The organism is Lacinutrix sp. Bg11-31 (genome assembly GCF_002831665.1).
GTDB lineage: Bacteria > Bacteroidota > Bacteroidia > Flavobacteriales > Flavobacteriaceae > Lacinutrix.
The window spans coordinates 2950266-2977232 of the sequence record NZ_CP025118.1; the positions used below are offsets into that span (position 1 = coordinate 2950266).

Genomic DNA, 26967 nt, shown 5'->3' on the forward strand with positions numbered 1-26967 from the left:
GAATAATTATAAAATTTTAATCTATGAAGAAGAAGTTAGAATCCGAATTGATGAGTATTGCTCACAAGATTCTTAAACTAAAAGGGAAAGAAGATGTAAATAGAATGCATACTGAAGTTGCTGCTTTATACGAAAAACTTACCGTTTTAAAATTTGCGCAAGAAAACTTTGAAGACGATTTACCTACCATTGGTAACGATTCTTCTTTTTTTGGGATGTTAGACACTGCTTTTAATAATACCGTAAGTGATAATATTGAGGTTGGAAACAAAACATATATTGATGTAGATGAACGAGATGACGATGAAATAATGGAGCCTGTAATAGAAAAAATTAAAGATATGGTTGCTCAAATGCCTCAAGAAACACAAGAGGTTGATGCTATTTTTGAGTCTATAAAGCCTAAATACCATAAAAATGATTTTGAAGATATTACTGCCGATTTTAATGAAACTCCAATTTTCGATAAAGTAAGTGATATTAAATCTACCGAAAAAAAATCGTTAAACGATAAGTTAAAATCAGGCGGATTAACCATTGGTTTAAACGATAAGTTGGCTTTTATAAAATATTTATTCGATGGTAAAAATGAAGATTATGATCGTGTGGTTTCACAATTAAACACGATGTCTAATTTTAAAGAAGCCAATACCTTTATAGAAAACACTGTAAAACCAGATTATAAATCTTGGGCAGATAAAGATGAATATGTTGAGCGTTTTATGGCGATTATTGAATCTAGGTTTAATTAGTAAAAAAGAATGAGTATTAAAAAAATTATTTATTGGATTGCAACTATAGGAGTTTGCGGTATATTTCTATTTTCGGCAGGTATGTATTTTACAAAATACGAGATGGTAAAAGGTTTCTTTGAAGTACTTAACCACCCTACTTATCTTGTTTATCCTTTAGCAACACTAAAAATTATTGGTGTAATAATGATTTTGTTGCGTAAAAATAGTTGGCTTACTGAATGGGCTTATGCTGGTTTTTTTTTTAATGCAATTCTAGCAAGTGCTGCGCATTATAATGCAGGACATGAAATAGGATTGTCTTACGTGGTGATTCCTCTAATATTAATTTCTTACTTTCTAGGAAAAGTGGTTAGACCAATTAAAAGTTAATAATTAAGATACAACCAACCTACAAAAGGTTTTTCTAAAGCGTTAATTGTTATTACATAGTAGTAAGTGCCAACAGGTAAACGCGTATTAGATTTTGGAACTCCTTTATTTGGAATACCGTTCCAGTTGTTTTTATAGTTGTTAGTTTCGAAAACCAACTTTCCATAGCGATTAAATATTTTTACATTATTTATAGGATAATCTTCAATACAATTTATTATAAATGTATCGTTATCTCCATCATTATTTGGCGAAACACCTTGCGATATTTTTAAACAGTCGTTTACAGAAACTTCGGCTGAGTCTTCATTGTTAGTTTCGTCTCTGTCAATTTCGGTTACACTATTTAAACTAGCTGTATTTAATAAGTTGTGAGACGAAATTACTTGAGCAGATATGTTTAGTGTTTCAGATTGATTAGTGTTTAAATTGGGTAAATTCCAAAGAAAAGAAGTTTCATTATATATACCATAAGTTGTGTTAGAGTTCTGGTAAATATAGCCACTAGGTAGACTTTCATATATAGAAATAGTAGTAGCATTTGTGGTTCCTATATTTGTTGCTGTAATGGTAAATGTAACGGTTCCACCAATTGAAACTTCCGTAGGTGAAACAGATTTTAATACTTCAATATCAACATCAGTCATTAAAATAGTAACCTCTGCTGTATCTTCATTATTTGTGAGGTCTCTGTCTGTTTCTGTGAGACTATTTAAACTAACGCTATTTACTAAATCATTTGATGAAACAACCTGAGCAATAATAGTTAATGTTTCGGTTTGATTTGGAGATAAACTATTTAAATTCCATAATGAAGAAGCATCAATATAAACACCTAAGCTAGTCGATGCAGATATAAATTGATAACCAGAAGGTAAGTTTTCTAAAATAGAAATATTTGTAGCTTCAGATGTGCCTAAATTAGAAATTGTAATAGTAAAAGTTACGTTTTCTCCAACAAAGGCTTGAGTTGGTAACACGGATTTTAGAACTTCAATATCAACATTAGTATTGTCTGCAATAACATCTAAAGTTGCGTTAGCAAGTGAGGTGTCGATATTATTTTGGTCTGAAAAATTAGCATTATCATTTAAATAAGTTCCAATAATAGTAGAGGTAACAGGAACAGCAAATGTGCAAGTTTCAATACCATTAGGAAACATTAAATTATTAACGATTACACTTGTATCTCCATTGTTTCCTGTAAATGTAGCTGTACAGCCATTGCTCTGTACCCAATTTATTGGTCCAGCAATGGTTAATCCGGTTGGAAGATTATCGGTAAAGTCTATATTGTTTTGTGCTGGGTTACCAGCCAAGTTGGTAACAGTAAATTCTAAAACACTTTGTTGTCCAACAATAATTTGAGTTGGCGTAAACAATTTTACAACTGTTGGTGCAATAACTTGAATATTGCTAATAGAAATATTAGTTTCGAGAGTTAACTCTTGGTTATCGCTTTCGTTTGGTATGGCTTGAGCATTGTTTGTAAATGCACCACCAAAACTTGGAGCAGTAACCGGAATTGTAATTTGTATTGTTGACGCTGCATCCATATTTGGTATTACTCCAGTTATAGTATTTCCTGTTGTTGTAAAAGTGGTACAACTGGCATTTCCATTTGTTACAGTACAAGTTGGAGTACCATTTAAGATGAATTCGCTTCCTATTATATCTTGAAAGTCAATATTAATAGCATTAGAACTCGTGTTGCTATTTGTAATATCTATTATCCAATTAAAATCTTGATTAACAACAACCTGAGTAAATTCTGGATAGGTTTGTACAACCAAATCTACACAAGGTGCAAAATAAGTTACTACACTCGCTTGGTTATTACCAAGAGCATTATCTGCTAAATTATCAACACTAGTTATTCTTACACCATTGGTTGCTTCTATTGCAGAACTAGAACATTCTGGTTCCCAGTTTACTATTACTTGAAAAGTAATAGAACTCTGCGCAGGTAATGAGTAATTATCTTGAGGATTAATGCTCCAAAAAATATCTTCCATTCCAGCGTCTGGAATACCATCTAATACAATACCAATATTGGCATTAATAACCGTTGGGCAAGTTGCTGTTCCGGTTGTTGAGGCACAATTTACAGACACTAAAGCAGCAGTTGTTTGTGTGTTTGCTCCATTTGGCATGTAGTCTTCTATTTCTACTAAGGCATTTGTGGTTGCATTTGGGTTTGTTACTGTAATTTCATAAGTTACATTTCCCCAACCAACTGTGTTTGCCGCATCGCTACCAAGTGGAAAAACAGGATCTATTTGTACTTTAGTAACTTGTAAATCTACTATCTCTTCAGGATCGCAAAGTGGTAAAGGAGGTAATATTACAAAATCACTTTCTGCATTGTTTACAACATTGCTTTCTAAAATAGTAGTTTCTAATAAGTTTACTCCACTTCTTACGTGTCCATCCGAATTAATAATTGTTCCAGTAGAGCAGTCGTCTGGATCTATAAACTTTACAACTGTTGTGACGGTTATGGTAACATTAGCAGGAATAATAAATTCGTTAGTAGACCAAAAAACACCTTGATCTGTTAAGGTAAAATCATTACATGTTATATTTCCTGTAGTTGCGTCGCAAGTAATAGATACAATTTCCCAATCTATATTTACAGATAAATTTTGAAGAAAAAAGCGTCCATAACCATCAAGCGGTCCATTGTTACACGCTATGGTTTCGAAAGTTATTTCTTCATCCCAACTCACCATGTCTGTTGGTAAAGGTGTAATTTGTGTAGTCTCGATACATAAATCTGTTGTATCACAAACTGAAGGGTCAATAAGTTGTGTAAAAACTAAATTAGAATTGTTAGAAGATTCATTAGCATGGTCTATTTCAATTCTTATAAAGCTATCAACAGCTAATGCATCTATTTCAAGACTACAAGCAGGTTCTAAATATTTGTAAACAATTTCAAAACTTAAAGAACTATTTGCATTAAACTGAATAGGGTTATTATAGCTAAAAAAAGTAGTAAACTGAGGACTAGCAGTTAATACAGGTCCAGAATTTTGTGGTACTCCAGAAGCATCTGGACATAGTGTACCATTTGTTCCACTTAAACAAGAAATAGATTGGAATTGCACATTTGGTATTCCAAAATTAATAGCGTTCGCCAATTGCATTCTACCAGAAAAACTACTTAAAGGAAAACCAATACTGCTATTGTTTGTAATAGTAAATTGGTAAGTGACTGTATCGTCCCAATTGGATATTCCAGTACCTTGAGCAGGTGTAATTTGAGAATAGACAACAGAAAAATCTATAGGTAAATCATTAACATCTATAGAAATTATGGATTGGTTGTTTGAAGAGTTATTGTCTGTGGTTCCATTAGGAGGAAAAACAGTAACATTAGTGGCAATTCCTCCAGGAGTTATTGGAGCACGAACAGTTACCAAAACTTCTACACTAGAATTACTAGGCATATTTGCAATGGTTCCAGTAAGTGTATTTCCAGTAAAAACTAAATTAGTAACAGCACTTGACCCTCCATTTGGATTCTGGCTCATAGATACAAAGTAACTCACATTTGTACTTAACGTTTGTGAAAAAGTAGCATTATTAACTTCATTTCCCGAGTTTAGAATAGTTACTAAATACAGAAAATCTTGATAAATATTTACATTAGAAACAGTTGTTCCAGAATTATTTTGTGCTTCTACAACAATTGATAAATCTGTAGTTTGTGCTTTTACATTTAAAAATGAAAAACAAAGAATGAATAAGCAAATAGCGATTTTTTGCATTGGTTGGTTTAGTAAGTAGATACCAAAATAATAAAAAGGTTGCGTAAAAAACGCTTAAAGATTGTAAATTTGAAATTATAAGTAATACTAAATGAGCAAACTTTACATAGTACCAACACCTATAGGGAATTTGGAAGATATGACTTTTAGAGCTATTTCGGTTTTAAAGTCTGCAGATTCTATTTTAGCTGAAGACACCAGAACTTCTGGAAAACTTTTGAAGCATTTTGATATAAAAACACCAATGCACAGCCATCATATGCACAACGAGCATAAAACTGTTGAACGTTTGGTAGAGCGTTTAAAAAGCGGTGAAACTATTGCGCTTATTAGCGATGCAGGAACACCTGCTATTAGCGATCCTGGATTTTTATTAACTAGAGCTTGTGTAGAAAATGGTATAGAAGTAGATTGTTTACCTGGCGCAACAGCCTTTGTTCCAGCTTTAGTAAACTCTGGATTGCCAAATAATAAGTTTGTGTTCGAAGGTTTTTTACCAGTTAAAAAAGGAAGACAAACACGGTTAAAATTTCTAGCAGAAGAAACAAGAACTATTATATTTTACGAAAGCCCACACAAATTAATAAAAACCTTAGGTCATTTTTGTGAGTATTTTGGAGAAGACAGGCCAGTTTCTGTATCACGAGAACTTACCAAAATGTATGAGGAAACCATAAGAGGTACTGCCAAAGAAGTGTTAGTACACTACACTAATAAGCCGCCAAAAGGAGAGATTGTTATTGTTGTAGGAGGAAAAAAGTAGATAAACTAAGTTAACCAAATAATATCTTTTAATGCAAGGTCTACTACATAGTATTACTCAATGTTCCATTTGTAAGGATCACCTTCCTCTTGGACCAAGACCTGTAGTTACTGCGCATCTAGAATCTAAAATTGTAATTATTGGTCAAGCACCAGGAACTAAAGTTCACGAATCTGGAATACCTTGGGACGACCAAAGTGGTAAAAAACTAAGGGAATGGCTTAATGTTAGTGATGAAGATTTTTATAATACTAAAAACTTCGCCATAATACCAATAGGATTTTGCTATCCTGGCAAAGGAAAAACGGGAGATTTACCACCAAGAAAAGAATGTGCTCCAGAGTGGCACGAGCAGTTATTGCAAAAGATGCCAAAAGTAGAATTAGTACTATTAATTGGTGCTTATGCTCAAAAATATTACTTAAAAGAAGGCTTTAAAAAAAACCTTACAGAAACTGTTGGTGAGTATAAAACCTATTTACCAAAATATTTTCCAATGCCGCATCCTTCGCCAACTAATAGGTTTTGGAGAAGTAAAAATCCTTGGTTCGAGGAATTGGTTGTGCCAGAGTTGCAAGAGAAGATTAGAGAGATTCTATAAAAACGCAAAAATTCGCCAAAATAATAGATTTAAAAAAAACCTCACTATTTCTAGCAAGGTTTAATCTATTGTATCTAAAAGTAAAGTAATCTAATAATCGAGACTATCTAAACATGTTTTCCAACCTCAAAACCATGTTTTCCAAGGTATTGATCTCCACTTTCAATAGCATCACCTTCAAGTGTTGTACCCATAGAATCGTTCCAACGGTTAAGGTACCCAAATAAAGAAATTACACCTAGCATTTCTACAATTTCACCTTCAGTCCAATGTGCATGTAAACGTTTTTGTATATCTGCATCAACAGCATTTGGAACTTGCGAAGCCGCTAAAGAGAAGTCTAAAGCAGCACGCTCAGCCTCGTTAAAAGCAGCATGTGTTCTGTATTCCCAAATATTATCTAACTGCTCTTGTTCTGCTCCGTAACGCTCTGCAGCACGAATAGCGTGTGCTTGGCAATAACGGCAACCAGTTGTGTTACTAGAAACCCAAGCAATCATACGTTTTAAGGCTGAGGTAACTTTCCCTTCGTTAGCCATTACGGCTTTGTTTAAATTTATAAAAGCTTTAGAAATGGCTGGTCTGCGCTGCATGGTAAGCACAGAGTTTGGGCAAAAACCTAAAGTTTCATTAAAGAACTCTGCTAGTTTTTTAGTTTCTAAATCGTGTTCGGCATCTAAAGGCGTTACTAATGGCATATATTTGTTTTTTAATAGTATTTTTGATAGGATCAATAAACGAAAAAATATTCAATTATGTCGGATAAAGTAACTACTGTTTGGAAAGAAAAAATGATTTTCGAGAGCGATAACCCAAGTGGTTATAGTTTTAATTTAGGTGTGTCGGAAGAAGATAACGACCCTTACAAGTCTTTAAGACCTAAGGCAGCAATGTTATCTGCTTTAGCAGCTTGTTCTGGATTAGATGTGGTTTCTGTTGCCGAAAAAATGAAAACAGAGTTTAGCGATTTTAAAATAGAAGTAGTTGGCGAATTAACAGACGAGCACCCAAAAATATACCATACAGTAATTGTAGATTATCATTTTTATGGTAGCGATTTAGACGAGAAAAAGATAACAAAAGCAGTAAACCTTTCGGTAGAGAAATATTGCGGTGTTATGGAAATGTTTCGTCAGTTTTCAAAAGTTGAAACTAAAATCAATTTTCATAATAATTAAATTTTTGTCATTCAGAGCGCAGCGAAGAATCTCATTGATTGAAAAAAATTCTTCGCTACGCTCTTAATGATACCTTAAATTAATAAGAGTTCGAGTAAGTAAACTATTCACTTATAACTATTCACTTTTCACTTAACCATGCGTTGGACTTTAAAACCAAAACCCAATCTTGAAACTGTAAAATCCTTACAGTCTGCCTTACAAGTAGAAGAATCCATTGCAGCACTCTTAGTACAAAGAGGAATAGAAACTTACGAGCAAGCCAAAGATTTTTTTAGACCAAGCTTAAGTCATTTACACGATCCTTTTTTAATGAAGGATATGCAAAAAGCAGTCGAGCGTATTGAAAAAGCGATAGTAAATAACGAGAATATATTGGTTTATGGCGATTATGATGTAGATGGTACAACAGCAGTATCGTTAATGTCTTCGTATTTAAAAACCGAATACCCTAATGTTGCCACATACATTCCAGACCGTTATGGAGAAGGTTACGGTGTCTCTTTTCAAGGCATCGATTTTGCCGAAGACAATAATTTTACGCTAATTATTGCTTTAGATTGTGGTATAAAAGCAATTGATAAAGTCGCTTACGCGGAAGAAAAAAACATCGATTTTATAATTTGCGATCACCACAGGCCAGGAGATCAAATACCAAATGCAGTAGCCGTTTTAGATCCTAAACAAAACGATTGTAATTATCCTTATAATGAGCTTTGTGGCTGTGGTGTTGGTTTTAAACTAATACAAGCCTTAGCTTCTAGAAAAGGAAAAACGATTGAAGATTTAGTAGAATATCTCGATTTGGTAGCCACAGCAATAGGCGCAGATATTGTACCTATTACTGGCGAAAATAGAATTTTGGCTTATTTTGGTTTACAAGTTATTAACCAACAACCAAGAGCTGGTTTTAAAGCGATAATAAATCAAATTAAAAAAGAAACACTAACTATTACAGATGTTGTATTTGTTATTGCGCCAAGAATAAATGCTGCTGGTAGAATGAAACATGGTCAATATGCGGTAGATTTATTAACCGAAACCAATGTTGAAGCAGCTGAGGTGTGCGCAAAAGAAATAGAAGATTTTAATACCGATAGACGTGAAACAGATAGACAAATTACAATCGAAGCTCTCGAGCATATTGAAAAACAAAAAGAAAAGAAAAGGATTACTACTGTTGTTTATAGCAAAGACTGGCATAAAGGTGTTATTGGTATTGTTGCTAGTAGATTAATAGAAACCTATTACAGACCAACATTAGTATTTACTAAAAGTGGCGATAAATTAGCCGCTTCTGCACGTTCTGTAAAAGGTTTCGACGTTTATAATGCGTTAGAGGCTTGCTCTGAACATATCGAGCAATTTGGAGGCCATAAATACGCTGCTGGTTTAACACTTAAAGAAGAAAACTACGAAGCCTTTAAACAAAAGTTTGAAGAAGTAGTAGAGGCTACAATAGACAAAAGATTATTAACGCCAGAAATTACAATAGATAGACAATTAGAATTAAACCAAATCGATGATAAATTAATGCGGATTATCCGCCAGTTTGCGCCTTTTGGACCAGGAAATATGTCGCCAGTTTTTATGAGCGATAATCTTAAAGATACTGGTTATGGTAAATGTGTTGGTGAAGACGATAAGCACTTACGAATTACCGTAAAACAACCCAATAGCAACCAGATAGTATGCATCGGTTTTGGTTTAGGCGAAAGGCTAAGCCTTATTAAAGACAAAAAACCGTTTAAAGCGACTTATTCTATAGACGAAAACGAGTGGCAAGGTCATGTGTCTTTGCAATTGAAATTGCGAGATATACAGGAATAAAAACAGTGTTTTAATACAATGAATAAAATTAAAAACGATCCCTACGCAGCATTGCGTTTTAAAGAATTTAATACCTTTTTAACCATGCGTTTTTTCTTAGTTTTTGCATGGTCTATGCAATTTATTGTTATAGAATGGCAGGTGTATGCTTTAACTAAAGATCCTTTATCTCTTGGTATTATTGGTTTAATGGAAATTATTCCGGCTTTTACTATGGCATTATTTGCTGGACACATTGTCGATCAGCGCGAAAAACGAAATCTACTAGCTATTTGTTTAGCAGCTTTTTCTATTATAAGTTTTGCTTTGTTTTGGCTTACTTCAGGAACTGTTTCTCAAACGTGGTCTAAAACCAGTTTGTTATATTCTATTTATGCTTTAGTCTTTTTTGGTGGTTTTTTACGCTCGTTTTTTGGGCCAACTATTTTTTCTTTGGTGGCTTTAATTGTACCCAAAAAAATCTATCCTAATGCAGCAACTTGGAATAGTTCTACCTGGCAAATGTCGCGTGTTTTAGGTGTTGCTTTTGCAGGTTTTTCTATTGGTTGGATTGGTGTACATTGGTCGTTATGCATTGTTTTTTGTTTAGTAATGGTAGCACTAGCTATGGTGTTTCAGATTTCTAAAAAGCCAATATTAAACCCTAAAATAGGTGAGCCTATTATGCAAAGTTTAAAAGAAGGCGTTAGTTTTGTGTTTAAAACAAAAGCAATATTAGGTGCTTTAACGTTAGATATGGTTTCTGTTTTATTTGGTGGAGCAGTAGCACTTTTAGCTGTTTTTGCAGAAGATATTTTAAAAGTAGGACCACAAGGTTTTGGGATTTTAGTAGCAGCACCTTCTGTTGGTGCTTTTTTAACTATGTTAGTTACAGCTTATATTCCAATTAGTAAAAATGCAGGTATGAAATTGCTTGTCGCTATTTTTGGTTTTGGTGTTTGTATTATTGTATTTGGTTTATCTTCTATATTTTGGATTTCTGTAGTAGCATTGTTTTTTAGTGGTGTAACAGATGGTGTTTCTATGGTGATTAGGCAAACCATCCTTCAGCTAAAAACGCCAGATCATATGCGTGGTCGAGTATCTTCAGTAAACTCTATGTTTGTTGGTTCGTCTAACGAGTTAGGAGCTTTTGAAAGTGGTGTAACTGCAAAGCTTATGGGAACAGCAACTGCTGTTGTTTTTGGAGGTGCAATGACGTTAATTACCGTAGTAACTACAGGAATTGTATCGCCTTCATTTAGAAAATTAGACCTTACAAAAGATTTCGAGGAACACGAAAAAGAAGAGTGAATTTAATTTCTAATAGAAATTAACTCTGCCAATAATTCATCTTTTATTGTAGCATCTTCAGTACTTAATGGTAATTGAGTTGTACTTAATAAATTAGGGTTTTCAAATTCATTATTTATTAAATTATATAAAGCCTCAGAGCCATCATCAAACAAAATGTATTTGTGTGTAGCATTTCTAATGGTATAATCTGAACCACCAGAATCATTTCCAATTTCAGTATAAGTATAATCTCTTTTTTCAGCAGTAGTTGTAGACAATAAATCTATAAAGCTTTTACTATCATTAACTTCTGTAGTATTAGTTCCTGCAATATTTGCTATGGTTGCAAACAAATCTGTAGTATTTAATAAAGCATCTTCACTGGTGTTTATACGTGATATATCTTTGCCGGAAATAATCATTGGCACATTAACGCCACCTTGGTAAACGGTTCCTTTTGCACGAAAACTATTATACTCTTGCACAACTTGATTTGGCGTGCCGTTATCTCCAATAAAAATAAAGACGGTATTTGCCTTTTCTTCCTCTGGTAGCGATGCAATAAAGCGTCCCATTTCTGTATCTAAAGCCTCCAACATTGCTAAATAGTATGGCAACGGATTTGCATTTATGCTTGCATCGTCTGTTGGTAAAACACCTTGAGAATGTAAATTATCTGGTGGTAAGTGAAATGGTGTATGTGGCGCGTTATAAGCCAACCATAAAAACCAAGGTTGTGTTTGTTGGTTTACCCAATCTATTGCTAAATCTGTAAATTTTGTTGTTGTATATTCTGTTGAATTTGTTGTTTGTCCGTTTTCAGTTAAATTCCAATTGGTGTAAGACTGTACACCTCCATTTAATAAACCTGCATAATAATCAATTCCCATATCTGTTGGATGATTTGCGCTATTCGATAAATGCCATTTGCCAATAACAGCGTGGCTATACGTATTTCCAGTATTATTATCTAAATAACTTTGCAAAGAGGTCTCACTGGTTGAGAGTTCGTCTCCAACTTTCAAAATATTAGTTCTAAAACCATATTTACCTGTAATAATGCTAGATCGTGTTGGTGTGCAAACAGGATTCGACCATAAATTATTAAACCGAATACCATTATTTATCATGCTTTGTAAATTAGGCATGTTTGGTTTTGTATTTCCAATAGTGTAACCAGGAGTTGCGTCTAAACCCATATCATCTGCAATAATTAGTACAATATTTGGCTTTGAAGTATTGGTTTCTGAAGGCGTTTCTGTAACTATTTTATCGTCGTTTCCACAAGAAAAGAGTGTTACCATGAAAAATAATGAAGCAAATATTTGTTTGGTTTTCATAAACTAAGTTTAGGTTAAGACTCTAAAATTGAGCAATAGTTTAATATTAAGGAATTAATCTACTCAGGTTTTCTTCTTGATTAATGTGATATGTAATGTTTTTTCATTTTCTAATACATAATAAACAATACAATAGACATTAAATTCAAATTCTCTTATATTTGTATATAGCTAACGAAATCGTTTATTCAATTAAAGGACTAATGAAAAAAATTCTTCTCTTTATACTTGCTGTTATTATTCTAATTTTTGGGTATTCTCAATACAAAGAATATCAACGTTTTCATCCTGAAAATGCAAACATAAAAGCGTCTGAAAACATAGACCTAAACTACCACAGTCAAGAAACTGTTTATAATTATTATGATGCTTTAGAAGCTGTAAATAATTACATGCAAATGCAATGGAGTGCCAACAGTATAGATGTTAGAAGCCCAGAGAATGATGATGCGGAAACAACTTTGGCAGTTTTAGAATATGGACGAAAAGTAGCGAAAGCAAATTACTATAAAGCTATTTTAGAAGCATCTAAAACGTTTAAAAATAAAGGTTTAACTAATGAAGAGATTAAATTATTTGAAATAAAAGGTGTTTCTATAACTGAACATAATAAAGAAGAAATGTCTTTAAAAGAAAAACAACTATTACTAAATATGATGCCACAAAAAGCTTTGTATTCGGGTGAGAAAAGCGCTTTTATTTATGAAATGCAAAAGCTTTTGGTTAAAAAAGGTTATGACATTTCTGTAGATGGTGTTTATCAAACTATTACATCTGAGGCACTTAAAGGCTTTGAAGAAAAAAACAACTTGTTCCCAGATGGTAAAATTGATTTAAAGACTTTAGATTTATTACTAAAATAAATGACTATATTTAGCATTCTAAATTAGAGATTATTGCCCATAATTTTTTAATGATAAAAACCTATAACACTGACAACTAAAGTGATTTTTAAAAACCTAGCATTAATGTTAGGTGGATTTAGTATAGTTATTTCATTGACAACATATAGCTGGCTAGAGTTTTACTCTAAACCGTTATTTCATGCTGTTCTATTAATTGCTTACAGTCTTTTGTCAAAAAAGATTAAGCCTTTATTTTATTTGTTTTATTTAAGCGCTATGGCTGTAGAGTATATGGCTAAATCTACTATTGTTTTTAATATTCTTTGGGTTGTATTGGGATATACAATATGCTTCTCTAGTGGTATTATATTATTATTTCCATTATTAAAAAAAGGAAAACTAAGGCTTAAAGGTGTAAACCGGATCTTTGTTTTAATAGTAATTACATCTTTGGGTTATATTATTCTCTCTACTTATATAACGTTTCTTAGTGAGCTTAATACTAGCTTATTTTTTGCTTCTGGATTACTTCCGTTTACAGCTTTTTTAGCGAGTTGTTTTTATATTACCTCTGTATACAATCACCCTAATAGTATTTATTTGTTTTTAACAGGTATTGGATATAGTATAACGTGTCTTCTTGGTCTTATTATTTTGGCTTTACAAGTGCAAAATGTGATGCTTTCGGGGCTTCTAAATTTAAGCGAATTAATAGCTCAATTTTGTTTTGTCTTTTTTATGATTGATTTTAACGAAGTACTTAACAATAGAGATATTATTGCTTTAGAAGATTAGTACTCTTTTAACTCCAACGTTTCACCATCGAAAACACCATAAGTATAATAGCTAACCCAATCGCCAAGGTTTACGTATCTTGAATTTTCATTTAATTTTATATCTAAAGGTAAATGTCTGTGTCCGAAAATAAAGAAATCCCTGTGTTTGGTTTCTAGTTTGCGTTTGCAGTATTGTGCTAGCCACTCGTTGTCTTCTCCTAAAAACTTAGCATCGTCGTCTCCAGAAATCATTTTATTTTTAACCGAAAGATGTTGTGCTAAACGAATTCCAATATCTGGGTGTAACCATCTATATAACCATTTAGAAATAGGATTGGTAAATACTTTTTTCATGCGTTTATAGCCTTTGTCTCCAGGACCTAAGCCGTCTCCATGACCAATAAAAAAAGTAGTATTGTTAAAAGTGTATTCTTGTGGTTTGTGGTAAACAGGTATGTTTAGTTCTTCTTCAAAATAGCCATTCATCCATAGGTCGTGATTACCAACAAAGTAATGTATTGGTATTCCGGAGTCGCTTATTTCGGCTAATTTACCAAGTGTTCTAGTGAACCCTTTTGGAATTACGGTTTTGTATTCCATCCACATATCGAACAAATCGCCAAGTAAAAAAATCACAGCTGCGTCTTCTTTTATCTCATCTAACCAAGCAACAAATTTTTGTTCACGTGGAAAGGATTGCTCTTTTGTAGGAGCACCTAAATGATTGTCTGAAGCGAAATATATTTTCTTTCCTTTTGGAATTTGCATGTTGTAAATATAACTAATTCCTGCGAAGGCAGGAATCTCTTAGTAGATTTGCGATGTCTTTTTGTTTGGTTGAAAACATAGTATATGAGCGCGTTAAGGATTGTAACGGCATCCTTTTTTTTTTTTTTTGAGATCTTAAATTAAGTTTGAGACTGTTCCTTAGAAAAAAAAGATATAGTGTAAAGCCTGACCTTTAGGTAACGCCCTAATTATTTAACTGTTTTCACTAGCATACCACTCGGCATACGAACTATCCGTTTCCTGAAGTTTTAAGGAGTGTAATTGTATGTTTTTTGGTAAACGGTTTTTAATTTTTTTAGCAAAATCAATAACCATCATTTCACTTGTTGGTTGGTAATCTACTAGTAAAACGTTGTGACCTCTGTCTTTAAGTTCTTTTGCAAGCTCTACATGTGGTGTGTTTTTGTTAAAAACGGTTGCATGATCGAAGACGTTTACTATTTCTTCTTTTACTATTTTTTTAAGATCTGTAAAGTCGATAACCATCCCAAATTTAACGTTTGTGTTATCAGAAATTGGCTTACCAAAAACGGTTACAGAGAGTTTGTAACTATGTCCATGAACGTTTTTACATTTTCCATCGTAACCATAAAGTGCGTGGCCAGTTTCGAATGAAAAAAGCTTAGTTATACGAATGTTTCCCATTATCTACGGTTTTTGTATCTATTATATATATATATTATAATGATAATAAAGGCGAGGATGGCGAAAAAACCACTGCCTCCTAAAAAGTTTAATATTTCCATTTTTTTTATTTTAATGAGTTTTAAGCTCGCTCCAAAGTTAATTCTTTTGTGATAGTGGTAAAAATTCTTTTCTAAATTTTATGATTAATGGAAGCCCACGAACAGTAATCCAAAATGTTAGTGCTATAAAAATACCTGTTAACTTTAGATTGTATTGGTCTAAAATGTAGAGTGTGGGTAAGAAAACGGCAAATGTAGCTATTAATAAAAGGTTTCTTAAGTCTGCCATCTTGCCGAGCCCTTTAAACATGCCGTCGAAGATAAATGCTAATGCACACAATGGTTGCATAGCTAAAACAATCCAGAAAACGCTATAAAATTGTTCTAAAACTTCGGGTTCTTTAATAAAGATTCTTCCTATTTGGTAGTAAAATAATGCTCCTAAAATAGCGATAATTAATCCTATTGCGATGCCATATCTTATAAGACTGTTACTTAAAGAGATGAGTTTGCCATATTCTTTTCCGCCAACTAATTTACCAGACAAAATATTACCAGCACTTGCATAACCGTCTATTAAAAAGGCTCCTAAAAACCATAAGTTTATTGCTATTGTGTAGGCTGCAATATATTCTTTACCATAACCTGTAGCAAAGCGTGTGGCAAAATATAAGGTAACGTTTAAAGCTATGGTTCTTATTATTAAATTGGCAATCATTAATAAAAAGCGATTCATTTCTTTATTAAAAGGAAAGCTAAAAGTTAGAGGAATATCTGTTTTTTTAAGAAGGTAATATGCAGATAGTAAGGCCATTAAAAACTGAGCAATTACACTTGCATAAGCTGCGCCTTGAATATGCATTGCTGGAATAATATCTAAAATACCATAAACCAATGCGTAATCTAAAATAACGTTTGCTATTGCTCCAATTATAGCAATTACCATTGGGTAATAAGTGTTTTGCAAACCTCTAAATGCTCCAAAAACAGCAATGGTAAATAGTGTAAATGGGAAGCCAAAAACACGAATGTTATAGTAGTCTACGGAATAGTCTAGAATTAGATTTTCGGCATTATAAAGTTTAAAAATGGATTCGGCAAAAGGATAAGTGGCCATAATAATTAAGATGCTTAACGAGGTAATAATAAAAATGGCTTGAGCTGGTAGATTTTTAATTTCGTCTAATTTATTTGCTCCTAAATATTGCGAAACTATAGACGAAATAGCACTTCTGGTTTGTCCAAACACCCAAATTAACATGGATAAAAAGGTAGAAACAATACCAACTGCTGCAAGAGATTCTGTAGCATTAAAATCCACATTTCCAATAATAGCCGCATCTGTTAGAGAGAGTATAGGTTCAGAAACACCTGCAATAAGTGCTGGAATAGCTAATTTGTTTATATGTTTTAAGCTAATATTAGTACTCAAGATAGATTATATTTTTAGATAAGACGAAGGTCGTAAGATTTAGTATAAAAACTGTATTTTTGCACCATAAATACTCTTAATAAAAACACCATGAAAAATATATTAGTTCCCGTTGGATCGTCTAAGAATGCTAAAAGCCACTTGCAGTATGCTGTAGATTTTGCTAGATCAACAGGTGCTAAGGTTTACGTTGTTCAAATATATAATGTATATACCAAAGCAGGGACAATGATAAAAATTGATCATATTCTAGAGCGTGAAAGCCTAAATTTTTTAGAAAGTCATGTATCTCAAATTGAACATAAAGGTGTAGATGTTGTTTGTAAAACATTTAAAGGAAAACTGGTTCCAACAATAGAACTCGTTTGTAAAGCTTTAAAAATAGATTTAATAATTCTAGAACCAAGAACGAACTCTATTAAAGATGAAGTGTACTTAGGTAAAACTTCTGGAAAAATTATAAAGCAGACTAACATTCCTGCATTAATAGTACCTGAAGGTTTTGTTTTTAAGCCAATTACTTCTATTTTATTAGCGTTAAAATCTGCGATTATTAAAAAAGAAGAAGCATTAGAACCTTTAAAAGCTGTTAAAAACAGTTTTAATGCGACAGTGAATTTACTTTTAGTAAAAACACCATTTTACAATGCTGAAGATTTTAATGTAAATAGTGAACTTGATAGTGTAATAACTAATATTACAAAATCTGAAAATGCTACAACCTATCAAGGCTTTCTAGAACATTATAAAACCATTAATCCTGACATGTTATGTGTTGTAAGACGTAAACGTGGTTTTTTTAAAAAACTATGGGAAAAGAATGTTATGCTTAAAAAGGATTTTCATGTAAGTGAATTTCCAGTTTTAGTACTTAGTGGTTTAAAATAATTTTTTAGTTTTCTCTAACAAATCTGCCCAATACAATATTCTATAACCTGTATTAATGTTTTTGGAGGTGATTTTTCTTCCCAAGGATGTTTAGCACCAAAAACATGGTCGCTATTTTCTATAGGAAGTAATATGCTTTTTGGATTCCAAAAATGAAGATATTCTGCTTCATTGAACTTTACTGATGGATCATCTTTTGCATGAATAATAAGATGTGGAATTTTTAACGATTTCTCTGCTTTTTCTATGTTTAACCGTGTTTCATTAGTTTTGAAATTTTCGTAAAACTGATAGTTGTGAGGCATTTGCTGTTTCGTTCTTCCGTTTAAAACATATTTAACACCTTCTTTTTGCCATTGTTTTAAATCGCCAATTGTGGCTGTTCGTTTTCCGAAATCGCAAATACTAGCTAATGTTATAAGGGTTGTAATTCTTGAATCTTCGGCTGCTTTAATTATAGAAATTCCACCACCTCGAGAATGACCAATAACAGTAACGTTGTTTGTGTCTATCTCATTTTTATATTCGCTATCTTCTGATAGAAAATAATTTAATACAGCGTCTAAATCGTCCAATTCTTTAATGTAATTGTTTTCAGCGAAGGCGTCTAAATCTGGGAAATCTATTGGGTTTTCTGTAGTTCCTCCATTGTGCGAAAAATTGAATTTAACAAAGAACGTTTCTGCTTTTCTAAAAACTTCGGCCATTAAATCCCAGCTTCCCCAATCTTTAAAACCTTTATAGCCATGACAAAATATAACGAGTGGTTTTTGTTTTTTAGTTTTATTGAAAAAGGTATCAAAAACAATTGGCTTTTGCTCTTTTCTATACAGTATTTGGTCTTTTTTAATCATTACACTTCTTTTTCAATAAAATTAACTTCAGAATTACAAATTTCAATGATTAGTTTTTTTAGTTCTTCAAAGTAATTATCTAAAGTTTCTTGGATGATAAGTGTTTCTTTGTTGCCACCTCTTTGTTGTTCTTTTTTTGTGAATTTTAAAAAACCTGCGCTAAGATTTTTAAATGAAATGATACCAGCTTCGATTGGAAAATCTAGAGGCTTAACAGTATGCATCATGTAAGCATAAGCTAGAATCTGAAAGCTTTTACTATATTTTTTATAATCAGAGGTTATCTCTTTCCAATCTATTATTGAAACTTGTGTACTATCAACCTTTCCTGTCTTATAATCTATAATTCTTGTTACACCATTGTAGAGGTCTACTCTATCTACAGTTCCTTTTAATTTTACTTCAAAGTCTAATTCTGGGATGTTTAATGGTATTTCTGTACGTTCTTCTAGTGCTACTATTTTAATAGTATTACCTGCTTTTAAATCTTCGATTTCAAGATTTAAAAAATTTTGTACGTAACGTTTTGCAATTTCAAATACAATTAGGTTCTTGCCTTTAGTCATGTCTCCATCTGCATAAGCTTTTTGAAAAAACTTCGAAATATTAGTATCTATTTGAGGCTTCATATTTTGAATGTCTTCTACTTTTAGATACGCACCAATAAATGGTATGTATAGCGCTTCTAAAGTATCATGAACAACTGTTCCCATTGTATTTGCAGCAACAGTTTCTTCAACATCTTCAAGATCTTTTATACCTAATAATTTTTGGTAATAGAAATCTAAAGGATTTCTTATGTAATTTGTTAAAGAAGAAGGAGAGAAGCCTTGTTTGGCTATTTTTTTTAATTGATTTACTACTGCTTCGGTTTTAACGATTTCTTTTAATTCAATATTAAAACCTTGGACTTGAGGAGTCATGATTTTATGATTAATAGTATGAATAGCTTCTAACTCTAGTTGATTAATAAAACGACTTTTTTCGCCTCCAGTTAACACATCAGCTTCAGTGTTATAGAGAATATAAACGTTTTTAGCACGTTGTAGTAATCTGTAAAAATGATAGGTGTAAACAGCATCTTTTTCTTTATAAGTGGGTAATTCGTTTTCTACTTTAACATCAAACGGTATAAAAGAATTATTTGATTTTCCGGATGGTAAAACGCCTTCATTTACGCTAGAAATAATTACGGTTTCAAAATCTAGTACACGAGATTCTAACATTCCCATAACTTGAAGACCTTCTAAAGGTTCTCCCTGAAAATCTAAAGTCTCACTAGTTAGTAGTTCCTTATAGATGCTAAAAAGGGCTGAAATGTCATTTATGTGCTTATAGCTTTCATTTAGTCTAAAAAGCTCATTAAAGAGCTTGTTAAAGCGATATAAGTACTCAAGAGATATTAGGTTATCCTCTTTTTTTATATCTAGATATTCTTTTATTTTATTTATTATTTCGAAACAACTCTGAATAGCATTATTTGCACTGTTTTGCCAATTTTTAAAAAGTAGTTGTAATATATCTGAATTACTCTTACTGTAAGATATTAAATCTACAAGTGATAAATAAACTAAATTATTCTTTTTAATGATCTCAATTAATAGTGAAGCATTATTTTTATCTTCACTGAAAAATAGAGGTCTTATAAATTGATGTGAAAGTAGGCCAATAATGTCTTTATAGTAATATTTTTCAGATCCTTTTTTATGTATTGCAAATAACTGTTCAAAAAGTGATGATAGAGGTATAGAATTTAGTGGAAAGCCCATTGTAATATTAAGCTTATCTATTGTTGATGGAATAGAGTTTAAAACAGGAATTAAAAGGTTTTCATCTCCAAGAACAACAGCAGTGCTCTTTAGGTTTGGGTTTTTAGTTTCTATTATTTTTAAAATTGACCCAATGGTTTTTGCTTGCCCAATATTTTTTGGAACACCTAATATTTCAATTTTTTTAGGTTCGGAATAATGTTTAGTTATCCAGTTAAAGCTGTTTTTTTCAAAATGTTTCCAATTTCTTTTGTGAGCTCTTGTAAATAAACCAGCATCATGAATAGGGTTTTCTATAAAGACTTCGTCTATATCCCAAAATACTTCAGCTAAGTTGCTTTTTAGTAATTGTTGGATTATGGTTTCTTCAGCAGTGTTTAAAGCATTAAAGCCTAAGAAAATGTGTTTCTGCATATTCTTTGAAGAATAGCTATGAATATTCTCTACGGCTTGCCTATAGATTAAGCCTTGATAGCCTAGTTTTTTATCTATTAAGGCTTCAGTGTAATGTTTATAGTAGAGTTTTAGTTTTTCCCAGAATTTAAGATAGTTTTTTACAACGTCTGTTTTATTGTCTTCTAACGACCAATGATCCAGCTCTTTTATAGCTCCTAAATAATCGAAAATTTTATTTTGTGGAATGAGATAACGATCTATCTCGTTAAAATCTTGAAGCAGTATTTGTGCCCATTTAGAGAAGCTTTCAAATGGTTCTTGTTCCTTTTTTGGAGTTAAGGCTAAGTAAGAGTTGTAGAACTCGAACAATAGTTCTGTATTGGTAGTAGATTTTAACTGAGCTAGTTCTTCAACAAACTCTTCAATACTAATAATATTAGGAGAGAATATAGTTTTATTTACTACTACAGATAGTTCTTGTCTTAGAAAGACACCAGCACGTTTACTGGGTAATATAAAGGTAAGGCTCGATAAGTCTTCGCCTTTATCTTTAAGTTTTTTTAATACATCGAAAATAAATGATTTCATTGTATAAAAATAAAAAACGCTTCGGTAAACCGAAGCGTTTTTAAAAACTTATTTAAAAGTATTGAGAAACTTATTTTTTAAGTTTAATCTCAGTACGTCTGTTGTTTTTTCTACCATTTCTTGTAGCGTTAGAATCTACTGGGTAATCTTCACCAAAACCGTAAGATGTTAATCTTGCTTTTTCAATTCCGTTAGCAACTAAGTAATCTCTTACTGCGTTAGCTCTTCTTTCAGATAATAACTGGTTAGAAGATTTAGCACCTACACTATCAGTATGACCTTCAATAGAAAAGTTTGAAGCAGGATATTCTTTTAATATTGCTGTAATGTTGCGTAAAACTTCAACAGTTTGGCTTTTGAAAGATGATTTTCCAGAATCAAATAAGATTGTTCTAGCGTAAGCATTTAATTTATTAATAACTTCTTGAGTTGGTTGCACAACAGCAACAACTTCAGGACAACCATTGTTTGCAACTGTACCTACTACTTTAGGACATTTGTCAACATTATCAGTTACACCATCACCATCAGTATCAGCCCAAGGACATCCATTGTTAGCAGCTGGACCAGCTTCTTTAGGACATTTGTCTTTAGCATCAGTTACTCCATCACCATCAGCATCAGGACAACCGTTTAAAGATTTAAGACCTTTAACAGTAGGACAATCGTCGCTACCATCTACAACACCATCACCATCAGTATCAGGACAACCGTTGAACTCAGCTAAACCAGCTTCGTTAGGACAAGAATCTTTAGAATCTTCGATTCCATCACCATCCGTATCAGGACAACCGTTGAAAGCTTCTAAACCAGCAACTTCAGGACAAGCATCATTCTTATCGAATATACCATCACCATCAGTATCAGTTCCTCCAAATTTCACAGATATTCCAGCAGAATGTTGGAAGTGTTTTGTTAAATAATCTTGAAAAGAATGCTTGTATTTAGACTCAATAAATAATCCAATATTATCAGATACCCAATAAGTTAAACCTAAAGAACCGTTTAAAGTTCCAGCTCCAACATTATTGTTTCCAGAAACAGTATTAGTGTTATATGGACCTTCTTCTATCCAAGTGTAACCACCACCAATACCAATTGTTGGATCTAATTTTTTTGACTTAATTAAGTCAGCTAAGTGGTATCTTACATTACCATCAACTGCGTAATAATTTAAACCAGCTACGCTAATGTTGTTATCTTCTGCAACAGGATCTTCAATTTGTCCCCATTTAGTTATTTTGTTAATAGATCCACCTGCTTGTATAGAGAAATTATTTCCTACATATTTAGAAAGAGAAATTGTAGAAAGTGAAGGTAAAATACTCCAGTGATCTTCTACGTTAACGAATTCATCAAAGTAAGGGCCTTGAGGGTCATTATCATTAAGGTCGCCTCCTACAGGATAAACATCGATTGCGTTAATTCCAAAATTAATAGCCCAAGGATTGTCTTGGTCTTGTGCATTCACATTACTAAAACTTACTACAAGTACTAGAGTGAATAATAATCTGCTAAGATTTTTCATATTCAAAAATTTAATTTTAAGTGTTAATTAAGAAGCAAAAATAAGTTGTTAAATAGTATTAACAAAGACAAATATATAAAAATATTGATTATTGTACTAAAATGTCAAAATTAATATTAATTATTTAATAATTTCAAGTGTTTTTCCAACCTTAATAAAGGCTTCAATAGCCTTGTCTAAGTGACTTTGTTCATGGGCAGCAGATAGCTGAACTCTAATACGTGCTTTGTCTTTTGGTACAACCGGAAAAAAGAAGCCAATAACATAAATACCTTCTTTTAATAGCATATTCGCCATCGTTTGAGATAATTTAGCGTCATAAAGCATTACAGGAACGATAGCAGAGTCTCCATCAATAATATCAAAACCAGCCGATTTCATTCCTCTTTTAAAGTAATTTGTATTATCCTCAAGCTTGTCTCTTAATGATGTATCATTTTTAAGCATATCGAAGACTTTAATCGAAGCCCCAACAATTGCAGGAGCTAAAGAATTAGAAAACAAATATGGTCTAGAACGTTGACGTAAAAGATCAATCACTTCTTTTTTAGCAGTAGTGTAGCCACCCATTGCTCCACCTAAAGCTTTTCCTAGGGTTCCAGTAATTATATCTATTCGTCCTAATACACCCTTGTCTTCAAGAGTACCAATTCCTGTTTTTCCAATAAATCCTGTGGCATGACATTCGTCAATCATTACTAATGCATCATATTTATCGGCTAAATCACAGATTTTATCTAATGGAGCTACTAATCCATCCATAGAAAACACACCATCTGTAACTATTATTTTATGTCTTGCACCATTTTTATTAGCCTCAATAAGTTGTTGTTCTAAATCTGACATGTCGCTATTTTGGTAACGATAACGTGCAGCTTTACATAAACGAACACCATCTATAATAGACGCATGATTTAATGAATCTGAGATTATTGCATCTTCTTTTCCTAATAAAGGTTCAAAAACACCACCATTGGCATCGAAAGCTGCTGCATATAATATGGTGTCTTCTGTACCATAAAAATCTGCAATCTTTTGTTCTAGTTCTTTGTGAATGTCTTGGGTTCCACAGATAAAACGAACAGAACTCATTCCAAAACCATGAGTGTCCATAGCATCTTTAGCTGCTTGGATTACATCTGGGTGAGACGATAGGCCTAAATAGTTATTTGCACAAAAATTTAAAACTGTTTCACCAGTATTTAAAGTAATCTCTGCACCTTGTGGTGATGTGATTATACGTTCTTCTTTATAAAGTCCGTTGTCTTTAATGTCTTTTATCTCTTGTTGTAAGTGTTGTTGTATTTTACCGTACATGTTTATTTGTTGTTAGTTGATTATACAAATCTATTAAACTATTATCTAATACCTTTTAATTGTTATAGTCTTATTAATATATAGGAGGAGTTTTTGAGTTACTTTAAAATCCATTTCCTCTAAAACATCTTGGTAATCTTGTAATTGGTGTTGGTATTTAGGGTTGTGTAGCCCTGTTTTGTAATCTATTATTACCACTTCGTTTTTACTATTTATTACTAATCGATCTGGTCTGTATAGTTTTCCTGTTTTAGAAATGATATCACGTTCGTTATAAATAGTATTGCCTTCAGAGAAATATGGCTTTAAATCTGGATGATTTATAATTTCAAGTATCGAGATTCTTAAAGCTTTTGCTTGAGTTTTGTTTAGTATTCCATCGCTTTCAAAATTGTTGATTGCTAAGTCGACGTCGCTTTCTGTTTTTATATGTTCCATAATATCATGGACCAAGTTTCCTTTTTCTATAGCATCTTCTTGTTTAGTGTCCCAAAGATATCCTGAGTTTGCTATTACCTTAATATTATGATCTTCTTTTGCTGTAGATATAAACTCTTGTTGTTCTATTGTGTTTATACTTTGTTCTTCTTTTTTAGATTCTGGTTTTTCTGGTGAGCCAAAACTATAAATTGTTTCGGTATCATTCCAATCTCCAGTATTCATTAAATAATCTATTAATAACCCAGAGTAAGATTTTAAGTTTAACTCTCCTTTTTTACTAATGTCTTTTTTTCCTATAATATATAGTTGTTCTACAGGCCTAGTTAATGCTACATATAATAAGTTTAGACTGTCTAGTTCTAATTCTGCTTGATGTCTTGCATAAATAGCTTTGCCTTCTTCTCCAAAATCTTCGAAAGCTTTATTATAGTTTAATAATGCGTATTTAAAACCATTATAGTTTTCTGGATTTAAAGGAAACCATTCTTTAGGTTCAATGTCTTCATATATTTTAATATCAGCATAAGGAAAAATAACAACCGGAAATTCCAATCCTTTAGATTTATGGATAGTCATTATCTGTATTGCATCTTGTTCTTCGGGTGAAACAATACTTAGTTTGTCTTTTTTAGATTCGAAATATTCCAGAAAGGAAGATAAATCTGAAATGTTTTTTTGAGAATATTCTAAAACCGTATCTAAATAAAACTGAACATATGCGTTTGATGTTGCTACTAATTTAAAGCTTCTTACAACGGTTTCGGCTAAATCGAACAAACCTTGTTGTACTAATAGATTTGGGTTAATGTTAATTCCAAAGGCTTCAAAGCTTTTAAAGAAGTATTCTAAATCTAAAAATAAATGATTTTTAAAAAAGGCATGCTTGTCTTTAACGTCATACTTATCAGCTAAAAAACTTAAAATATTAACCTTGCACTCTGTATCGTTTGGGTTTACTAACACAGTAAGCACATTATTTATTAGTTGTACCTCTGGCGCATTATTAATAAGCATTGTTTCGCTAGATGTGATCTTTAGATTTTGACTGCTTAAAAATTCTGCAATAGCAATACCGTGTTTTTTCTTTCTAACAAGAATACAAATGTCTTTTAGAGCATAACCATTTTCTTGACAAGATTTAATTGTATCGTAAACATGTTGCGTGTAAACTTCATCCTTATCACTATCTTCATCTTCAAAATCAATAAAATTAAGGTTTACATAACCTTTTGTGTCTTTAGATGGCTCTTGATGAGATTGCTCATAGAGGTTTGCATAATCTTCTTTAGAAAGTGCATGTGTAGAAATGTGTTTAAATAAAGCGTTGTTAAAATTAACGATCGTTTCGAAACTTCTAAAATTTGAACCCAAGTTTTTAACATCTTGTTCTATATAAAATGGTTTCGAAGTTTTATTAAACAGTTCCATAAACTGTTCTGCTTTTCCACCTCTCCATCTGTAGATGGCTTGTTTTGCATCACCAACAATCATGGCAGTGCCTTTTTCTGCTTTACTATTTTCTCCAGATAGAGTACTATCTACTAATGGTGTTAAATTTTCCCATTGCATTTGCGATGTGTCTTGAAACTCATCTATAAAATAATGTTTAAACTTTTCACCCATTCGTTCGTATATAAAAGGAGTGGGTTGGTCTTTTATTTCGTTACTAATAATGGCGTTAAACTCGCTAATTAGCATTTTGTTTTCCTCGGTTTTAATGTCAATTAATTCTTTGTTGATAACAGTTAAGACAGATAAAGGTGTTAAGTTTTTGTAAAATAATTTTAAAAATTTAAGATGAAAAACATTTTGTTTAGTGCTGTGAAATCCTTTTTCAATTTCAGGTAGGATAGAATCAATCGTACTAGCTTTGCCACTGTCTAAAGTTTTATTATAAATGCTTTTATTTTCTGAAAGGTTACTTTCTAGTTTATTTTCATATAGCCTAACAAATTCTAGATTACTTGCTCTTTCGAAATGATTAGGTAAAGTTCTTCTTGTAAAATCAGAATACTCTAAACCTTTTTCTTTAATAAGATCAAGAATAGAATTAGCTGAATTAATTATGTCTTTTTCGGTTAAATTAATTTCAGATATTAAATTTTGTTTTAATTTATCAAAATCATTTAAAGACTTGCTATTCAGTGTTTTTACAAATTCTAAATCACTTTCTTTAGTTAGTAGTTTTGCGATATTATTAAAATCTCTTGCAACGTCCCAACTTTTATCGTCGTCTGCTTTCTCAATAGCAAAATCTACTAATACTTTTGTTAGCTCTTTATTGGTTCCTGCTTTAGCTATTAAACGATCGACAGCTTCATTTAATAAAGACTCTGTATCTAATTCTACTTCAAAATTTAGAGGTAAATTTAAATCGTGAGCAAAGGTTCTAATTAGTCTGTGGTTAAAACCATCAATAGTAGAAATGTCGAACGCTGCATAATTATGCATGATGGTATTTAAAATGTCTTTAGACTTTTTTTGAAGCACCTCAGGTTTCATTTTTAAATCTTCAACAATATTTGCAAACATTGGATGCGAATTTGTTAAAGCATCCTCTTGAGAAAAGGTTTTTAGCATTTCTAAAATACGTGCTTTCATTTCCCCAACTGCTTTATTGGTAAAAGTAATGGCAAGAATATTTCTAAATTGATAATTTCCTGAAGCAGAAAATAGAATTTTAAGATATTCTTTAACTAAAGTGAACGTTTTACCGCTTCCAGCAGATGCATTATAGACTTGAAATGAAGAGTTTGACGCCATTTAATATTTTT

The 26967-nt window shown here is 32.1% G+C and carries 21 protein-coding genes; 10 read left to right on the forward strand and 11 right to left on the reverse strand.

What is annotated here, in order from left to right; genetic code table 11:
* Positions 1-23 precede the first annotated feature (23 nt).
* Both CW733_RS13265 and CW733_RS13270 read left to right on the forward strand, forming a co-directional pair.
* Positions 24-752 (forward strand): hypothetical protein, encoded by a 729-nt coding sequence (locus CW733_RS13265; RefSeq protein ID WP_100997636.1) that lies wholly within the window; start codon positions 24-26, stop codon positions 750-752.
* A 9-nt stretch (positions 753-761) separates the two neighbouring features.
* Positions 762-1124 (forward strand): DoxX family protein, encoded by a 363-nt coding sequence (locus CW733_RS13270; protein ID WP_100997637.1) that lies wholly within the window; start codon positions 762-764, stop codon positions 1122-1124.
* On the opposite strand, the gene CW733_RS13275 is transcribed toward CW733_RS13270, so the two are convergent.
* The gene (locus tag CW733_RS13275; protein WP_100997638.1) at positions 1121-4897 is read right to left on the reverse strand and encodes a gliding motility-associated C-terminal domain-containing protein; all 3777 of its coding nucleotides are present in this window, start codon (positions 4895-4897) and stop codon (positions 1121-1123) included. The two genes, CW733_RS13270 and CW733_RS13275, sit on opposite strands and share 4 nt — an antisense overlap.
* A gap of 91 nt (positions 4898-4988) precedes the next feature.
* On the opposite strand from CW733_RS13275, the gene rsmI reads away from it, so the two are divergent.
* Both rsmI and CW733_RS13285 read left to right on the forward strand, forming a co-directional pair.
* A complete protein-coding gene (gene rsmI / locus CW733_RS13280; protein ID WP_100997639.1) occupies positions 4989-5660 on the forward strand; it encodes a 16S rRNA (cytidine(1402)-2'-O)-methyltransferase in 672 nt (223 codons plus the stop codon).
* Between the two features lie 31 nt (positions 5661-5691).
* Positions 5692-6261 (forward strand): uracil-DNA glycosylase family protein, encoded by a 570-nt coding sequence (locus tag CW733_RS13285; protein WP_100997640.1) that lies wholly within the window; start codon positions 5692-5694, stop codon positions 6259-6261.
* A 107-nt stretch (positions 6262-6368) separates the two neighbouring features.
* Here CW733_RS13285 and CW733_RS13290 read toward each other — a convergent pair whose 3' ends face one another.
* Positions 6369-6959: a carboxymuconolactone decarboxylase family protein gene (locus CW733_RS13290; protein WP_100997641.1), complete on the reverse strand. Its 591-nt coding sequence runs from the start codon at positions 6957-6959 to the stop codon at positions 6369-6371.
* A 57-nt stretch (positions 6960-7016) separates the two neighbouring features.
* On the opposite strand from CW733_RS13290, the gene CW733_RS13295 reads away from it, so the two are divergent.
* The 3 genes from CW733_RS13295 to CW733_RS13305 all read left to right on the forward strand — a co-directional run bounded on the left by CW733_RS13295 (position 7017) and on the right by CW733_RS13305 (position 10562).
* A complete protein-coding gene (locus tag CW733_RS13295; protein WP_100997642.1) occupies positions 7017-7439 on the forward strand; it encodes an OsmC family protein in 423 nt (140 codons plus the stop codon).
* A 138-nt stretch (positions 7440-7577) separates the two neighbouring features.
* Positions 7578-9269, forward strand: a complete 1692-nt coding sequence (gene recJ / locus CW733_RS13300) for a single-stranded-DNA-specific exonuclease RecJ (RefSeq protein ID WP_100997643.1) — start codon at positions 7578-7580, stop codon at positions 9267-9269.
* An 18-nt stretch (positions 9270-9287) separates the two neighbouring features.
* Positions 9288-10562: an MFS transporter gene (locus CW733_RS13305; protein WP_100997644.1), complete on the forward strand. Its 1275-nt coding sequence runs from the start codon at positions 9288-9290 to the stop codon at positions 10560-10562.
* Between the two features lie 2 nt (positions 10563-10564).
* On the opposite strand, the gene CW733_RS13310 is transcribed toward CW733_RS13305, so the two are convergent.
* The gene (locus CW733_RS13310; RefSeq protein ID WP_100997645.1) at positions 10565-11884 is read right to left on the reverse strand and encodes a sulfatase-like hydrolase/transferase; all 1320 of its coding nucleotides are present in this window, start codon (positions 11882-11884) and stop codon (positions 10565-10567) included.
* Positions 11885-12087: 203 nt separating this feature from the next.
* Between CW733_RS13310 and CW733_RS13315 the strand changes: the two genes are divergently transcribed.
* Both CW733_RS13315 and CW733_RS13320 read left to right on the forward strand, forming a co-directional pair.
* Complete coding sequence (locus CW733_RS13315; protein ID WP_100997646.1) at positions 12088-12747, forward strand: peptidoglycan-binding protein; 660 nt, start codon at positions 12088-12090, stop codon at positions 12745-12747.
* An 81-nt stretch (positions 12748-12828) separates the two neighbouring features.
* Positions 12829-13524 carry a hypothetical protein gene (locus tag CW733_RS13320; RefSeq protein ID WP_100997647.1) on the forward strand — a complete coding sequence of 232 codons (696 nt, stop codon included), beginning with the start codon at positions 12829-12831 and terminating at the stop codon, positions 13522-13524.
* Here CW733_RS13320 and CW733_RS13325 read toward each other — a convergent pair.
* From CW733_RS13325 to CW733_RS13335, 3 genes are all read right to left on the reverse strand, one after another.
* Entirely contained in the window at positions 13521-14273 is a 753-nt protein-coding gene (locus CW733_RS13325; RefSeq protein ID WP_100997648.1) for a UDP-2,3-diacylglucosamine diphosphatase, read from the reverse strand. The genes CW733_RS13320 and CW733_RS13325 overlap by 4 nt on opposite strands.
* A gap of 213 nt (positions 14274-14486) precedes the next feature.
* Positions 14487-14939 (reverse strand): 6-carboxytetrahydropterin synthase, encoded by a 453-nt coding sequence (locus tag CW733_RS13330; protein ID WP_100997649.1) that lies wholly within the window; start codon positions 14937-14939, stop codon positions 14487-14489.
* 138 nt (positions 14940-15077) lie between these two features.
* Positions 15078-16412 carry an MATE family efflux transporter gene (locus CW733_RS13335; RefSeq protein ID WP_100997650.1) on the reverse strand — a complete coding sequence of 445 codons (1335 nt, stop codon included), beginning with the start codon at positions 16410-16412 and terminating at the stop codon, positions 15078-15080.
* A 90-nt stretch (positions 16413-16502) separates the two neighbouring features.
* Between CW733_RS13335 and CW733_RS13340 the strand changes: the two genes are divergently transcribed.
* Complete coding sequence (locus CW733_RS13340; RefSeq protein WP_100997651.1) at positions 16503-17300, forward strand: universal stress protein; 798 nt, start codon at positions 16503-16505, stop codon at positions 17298-17300.
* Positions 17301-17314: 14 nt separating this feature from the next.
* Here CW733_RS13340 and CW733_RS13345 read toward each other — a convergent pair whose 3' ends face one another.
* From CW733_RS13345 to CW733_RS13365, 5 genes are all read right to left on the reverse strand, one after another.
* On the reverse strand, positions 17315-18154 hold the full coding sequence (locus tag CW733_RS13345; RefSeq protein WP_100997652.1) for a S9 family peptidase: 840 nt from the start codon (positions 18152-18154) through the stop codon (positions 17315-17317).
* On the reverse strand, positions 18154-20907 hold the full coding sequence (locus CW733_RS13350; protein ID WP_100997653.1) for a PD-(D/E)XK nuclease family protein: 2754 nt from the start codon (positions 20905-20907) through the stop codon (positions 18154-18156). Before CW733_RS13350 ends, CW733_RS13345 begins: the two co-directional genes overlap by 1 nt.
* A gap of 70 nt (positions 20908-20977) precedes the next feature.
* Positions 20978-22435 carry an OmpA family protein gene (locus CW733_RS13355; protein WP_100997654.1) on the reverse strand — a complete coding sequence of 486 codons (1458 nt, stop codon included), beginning with the start codon at positions 22433-22435 and terminating at the stop codon, positions 20978-20980.
* A 120-nt stretch (positions 22436-22555) separates the two neighbouring features.
* Positions 22556-23752, reverse strand: coding sequence for a glycine C-acetyltransferase (gene kbl / locus CW733_RS13360; protein ID WP_100997655.1), 1197 nt, complete (start codon positions 23750-23752; stop codon positions 22556-22558).
* 45 nt (positions 23753-23797) lie between these two features.
* A complete protein-coding gene (locus CW733_RS13365; RefSeq protein ID WP_100997656.1) occupies positions 23798-26956 on the reverse strand; it encodes a UvrD-helicase domain-containing protein in 3159 nt (1052 codons plus the stop codon).
* Positions 26957-26967 lie beyond the last annotated feature (11 nt).

What these genes read in the sequence shown, in the direction of transcription:
- CW733_RS13290 (WP_100997641.1), bottom strand. Translation starts at nt 6,959, where the DNA reads ATGCCATTAGTAACGCCTTTAGATGCCGAACACGATTTAGAAACTAAA.
- CW733_RS13315 (WP_100997646.1), top strand. Translation starts at nt 12,088, where the DNA reads ATGAAAAAAATTCTTCTCTTTATACTTGCTGTTATTATTCTAATTTTT.
- kbl (WP_100997655.1), bottom strand. Translation starts at nt 23,752, where the DNA reads ATGTACGGTAAAATACAACAACACTTACAACAAGAGATAAAAGACATT.
- CW733_RS13355 (WP_100997654.1), bottom strand. Translation starts at nt 22,435, where the DNA reads ATGAAAAATCTTAGCAGATTATTATTCACTCTAGTACTTGTAGTAAGT.
- rsmI (WP_100997639.1), top strand. Translation starts at nt 4,989, where the DNA reads ATGAGCAAACTTTACATAGTACCAACACCTATAGGGAATTTGGAAGAT.
- CW733_RS13345 (WP_100997652.1), bottom strand. Translation starts at nt 18,154, where the DNA reads ATGATTAAAAAAGACCAAATACTGTATAGAAAAGAGCAAAAGCCAATT.
- CW733_RS13350 (WP_100997653.1), bottom strand. Translation starts at nt 20,907, where the DNA reads ATGAAATCATTTATTTTCGATGTATTAAAAAAACTTAAAGATAAAGGC.
- CW733_RS13340 (WP_100997651.1), top strand. Translation starts at nt 16,503, where the DNA reads ATGAAAAATATATTAGTTCCCGTTGGATCGTCTAAGAATGCTAAAAGC.
- CW733_RS13330 (WP_100997649.1), bottom strand. Translation starts at nt 14,939, where the DNA reads ATGGGAAACATTCGTATAACTAAGCTTTTTTCATTCGAAACTGGCCAC.
- recJ (WP_100997643.1), top strand. Translation starts at nt 7,578, where the DNA reads ATGCGTTGGACTTTAAAACCAAAACCCAATCTTGAAACTGTAAAATCC.
- CW733_RS13325 (WP_100997648.1), bottom strand. Translation starts at nt 14,273, where the DNA reads ATGCAAATTCCAAAAGGAAAGAAAATATATTTCGCTTCAGACAATCAT.
- CW733_RS13270 (WP_100997637.1), top strand. Translation starts at nt 762, where the DNA reads ATGAGTATTAAAAAAATTATTTATTGGATTGCAACTATAGGAGTTTGC.
- CW733_RS13310 (WP_100997645.1), bottom strand. Translation starts at nt 11,884, where the DNA reads ATGAAAACCAAACAAATATTTGCTTCATTATTTTTCATGGTAACACTC.
- CW733_RS13295 (WP_100997642.1), top strand. Translation starts at nt 7,017, where the DNA reads ATGTCGGATAAAGTAACTACTGTTTGGAAAGAAAAAATGATTTTCGAG.
- CW733_RS13365 (WP_100997656.1), bottom strand. Translation starts at nt 26,956, where the DNA reads ATGGCGTCAAACTCTTCATTTCAAGTCTATAATGCATCTGCTGGAAGC.
- CW733_RS13285 (WP_100997640.1), top strand. Translation starts at nt 5,692, where the DNA reads ATGCAAGGTCTACTACATAGTATTACTCAATGTTCCATTTGTAAGGAT.
- CW733_RS13305 (WP_100997644.1), top strand. Translation starts at nt 9,288, where the DNA reads ATGAATAAAATTAAAAACGATCCCTACGCAGCATTGCGTTTTAAAGAA.
- CW733_RS13275 (WP_100997638.1), bottom strand. Translation starts at nt 4,897, where the DNA reads ATGCAAAAAATCGCTATTTGCTTATTCATTCTTTGTTTTTCATTTTTA.
- CW733_RS13265 (WP_100997636.1), top strand. Translation starts at nt 24, where the DNA reads ATGAAGAAGAAGTTAGAATCCGAATTGATGAGTATTGCTCACAAGATT.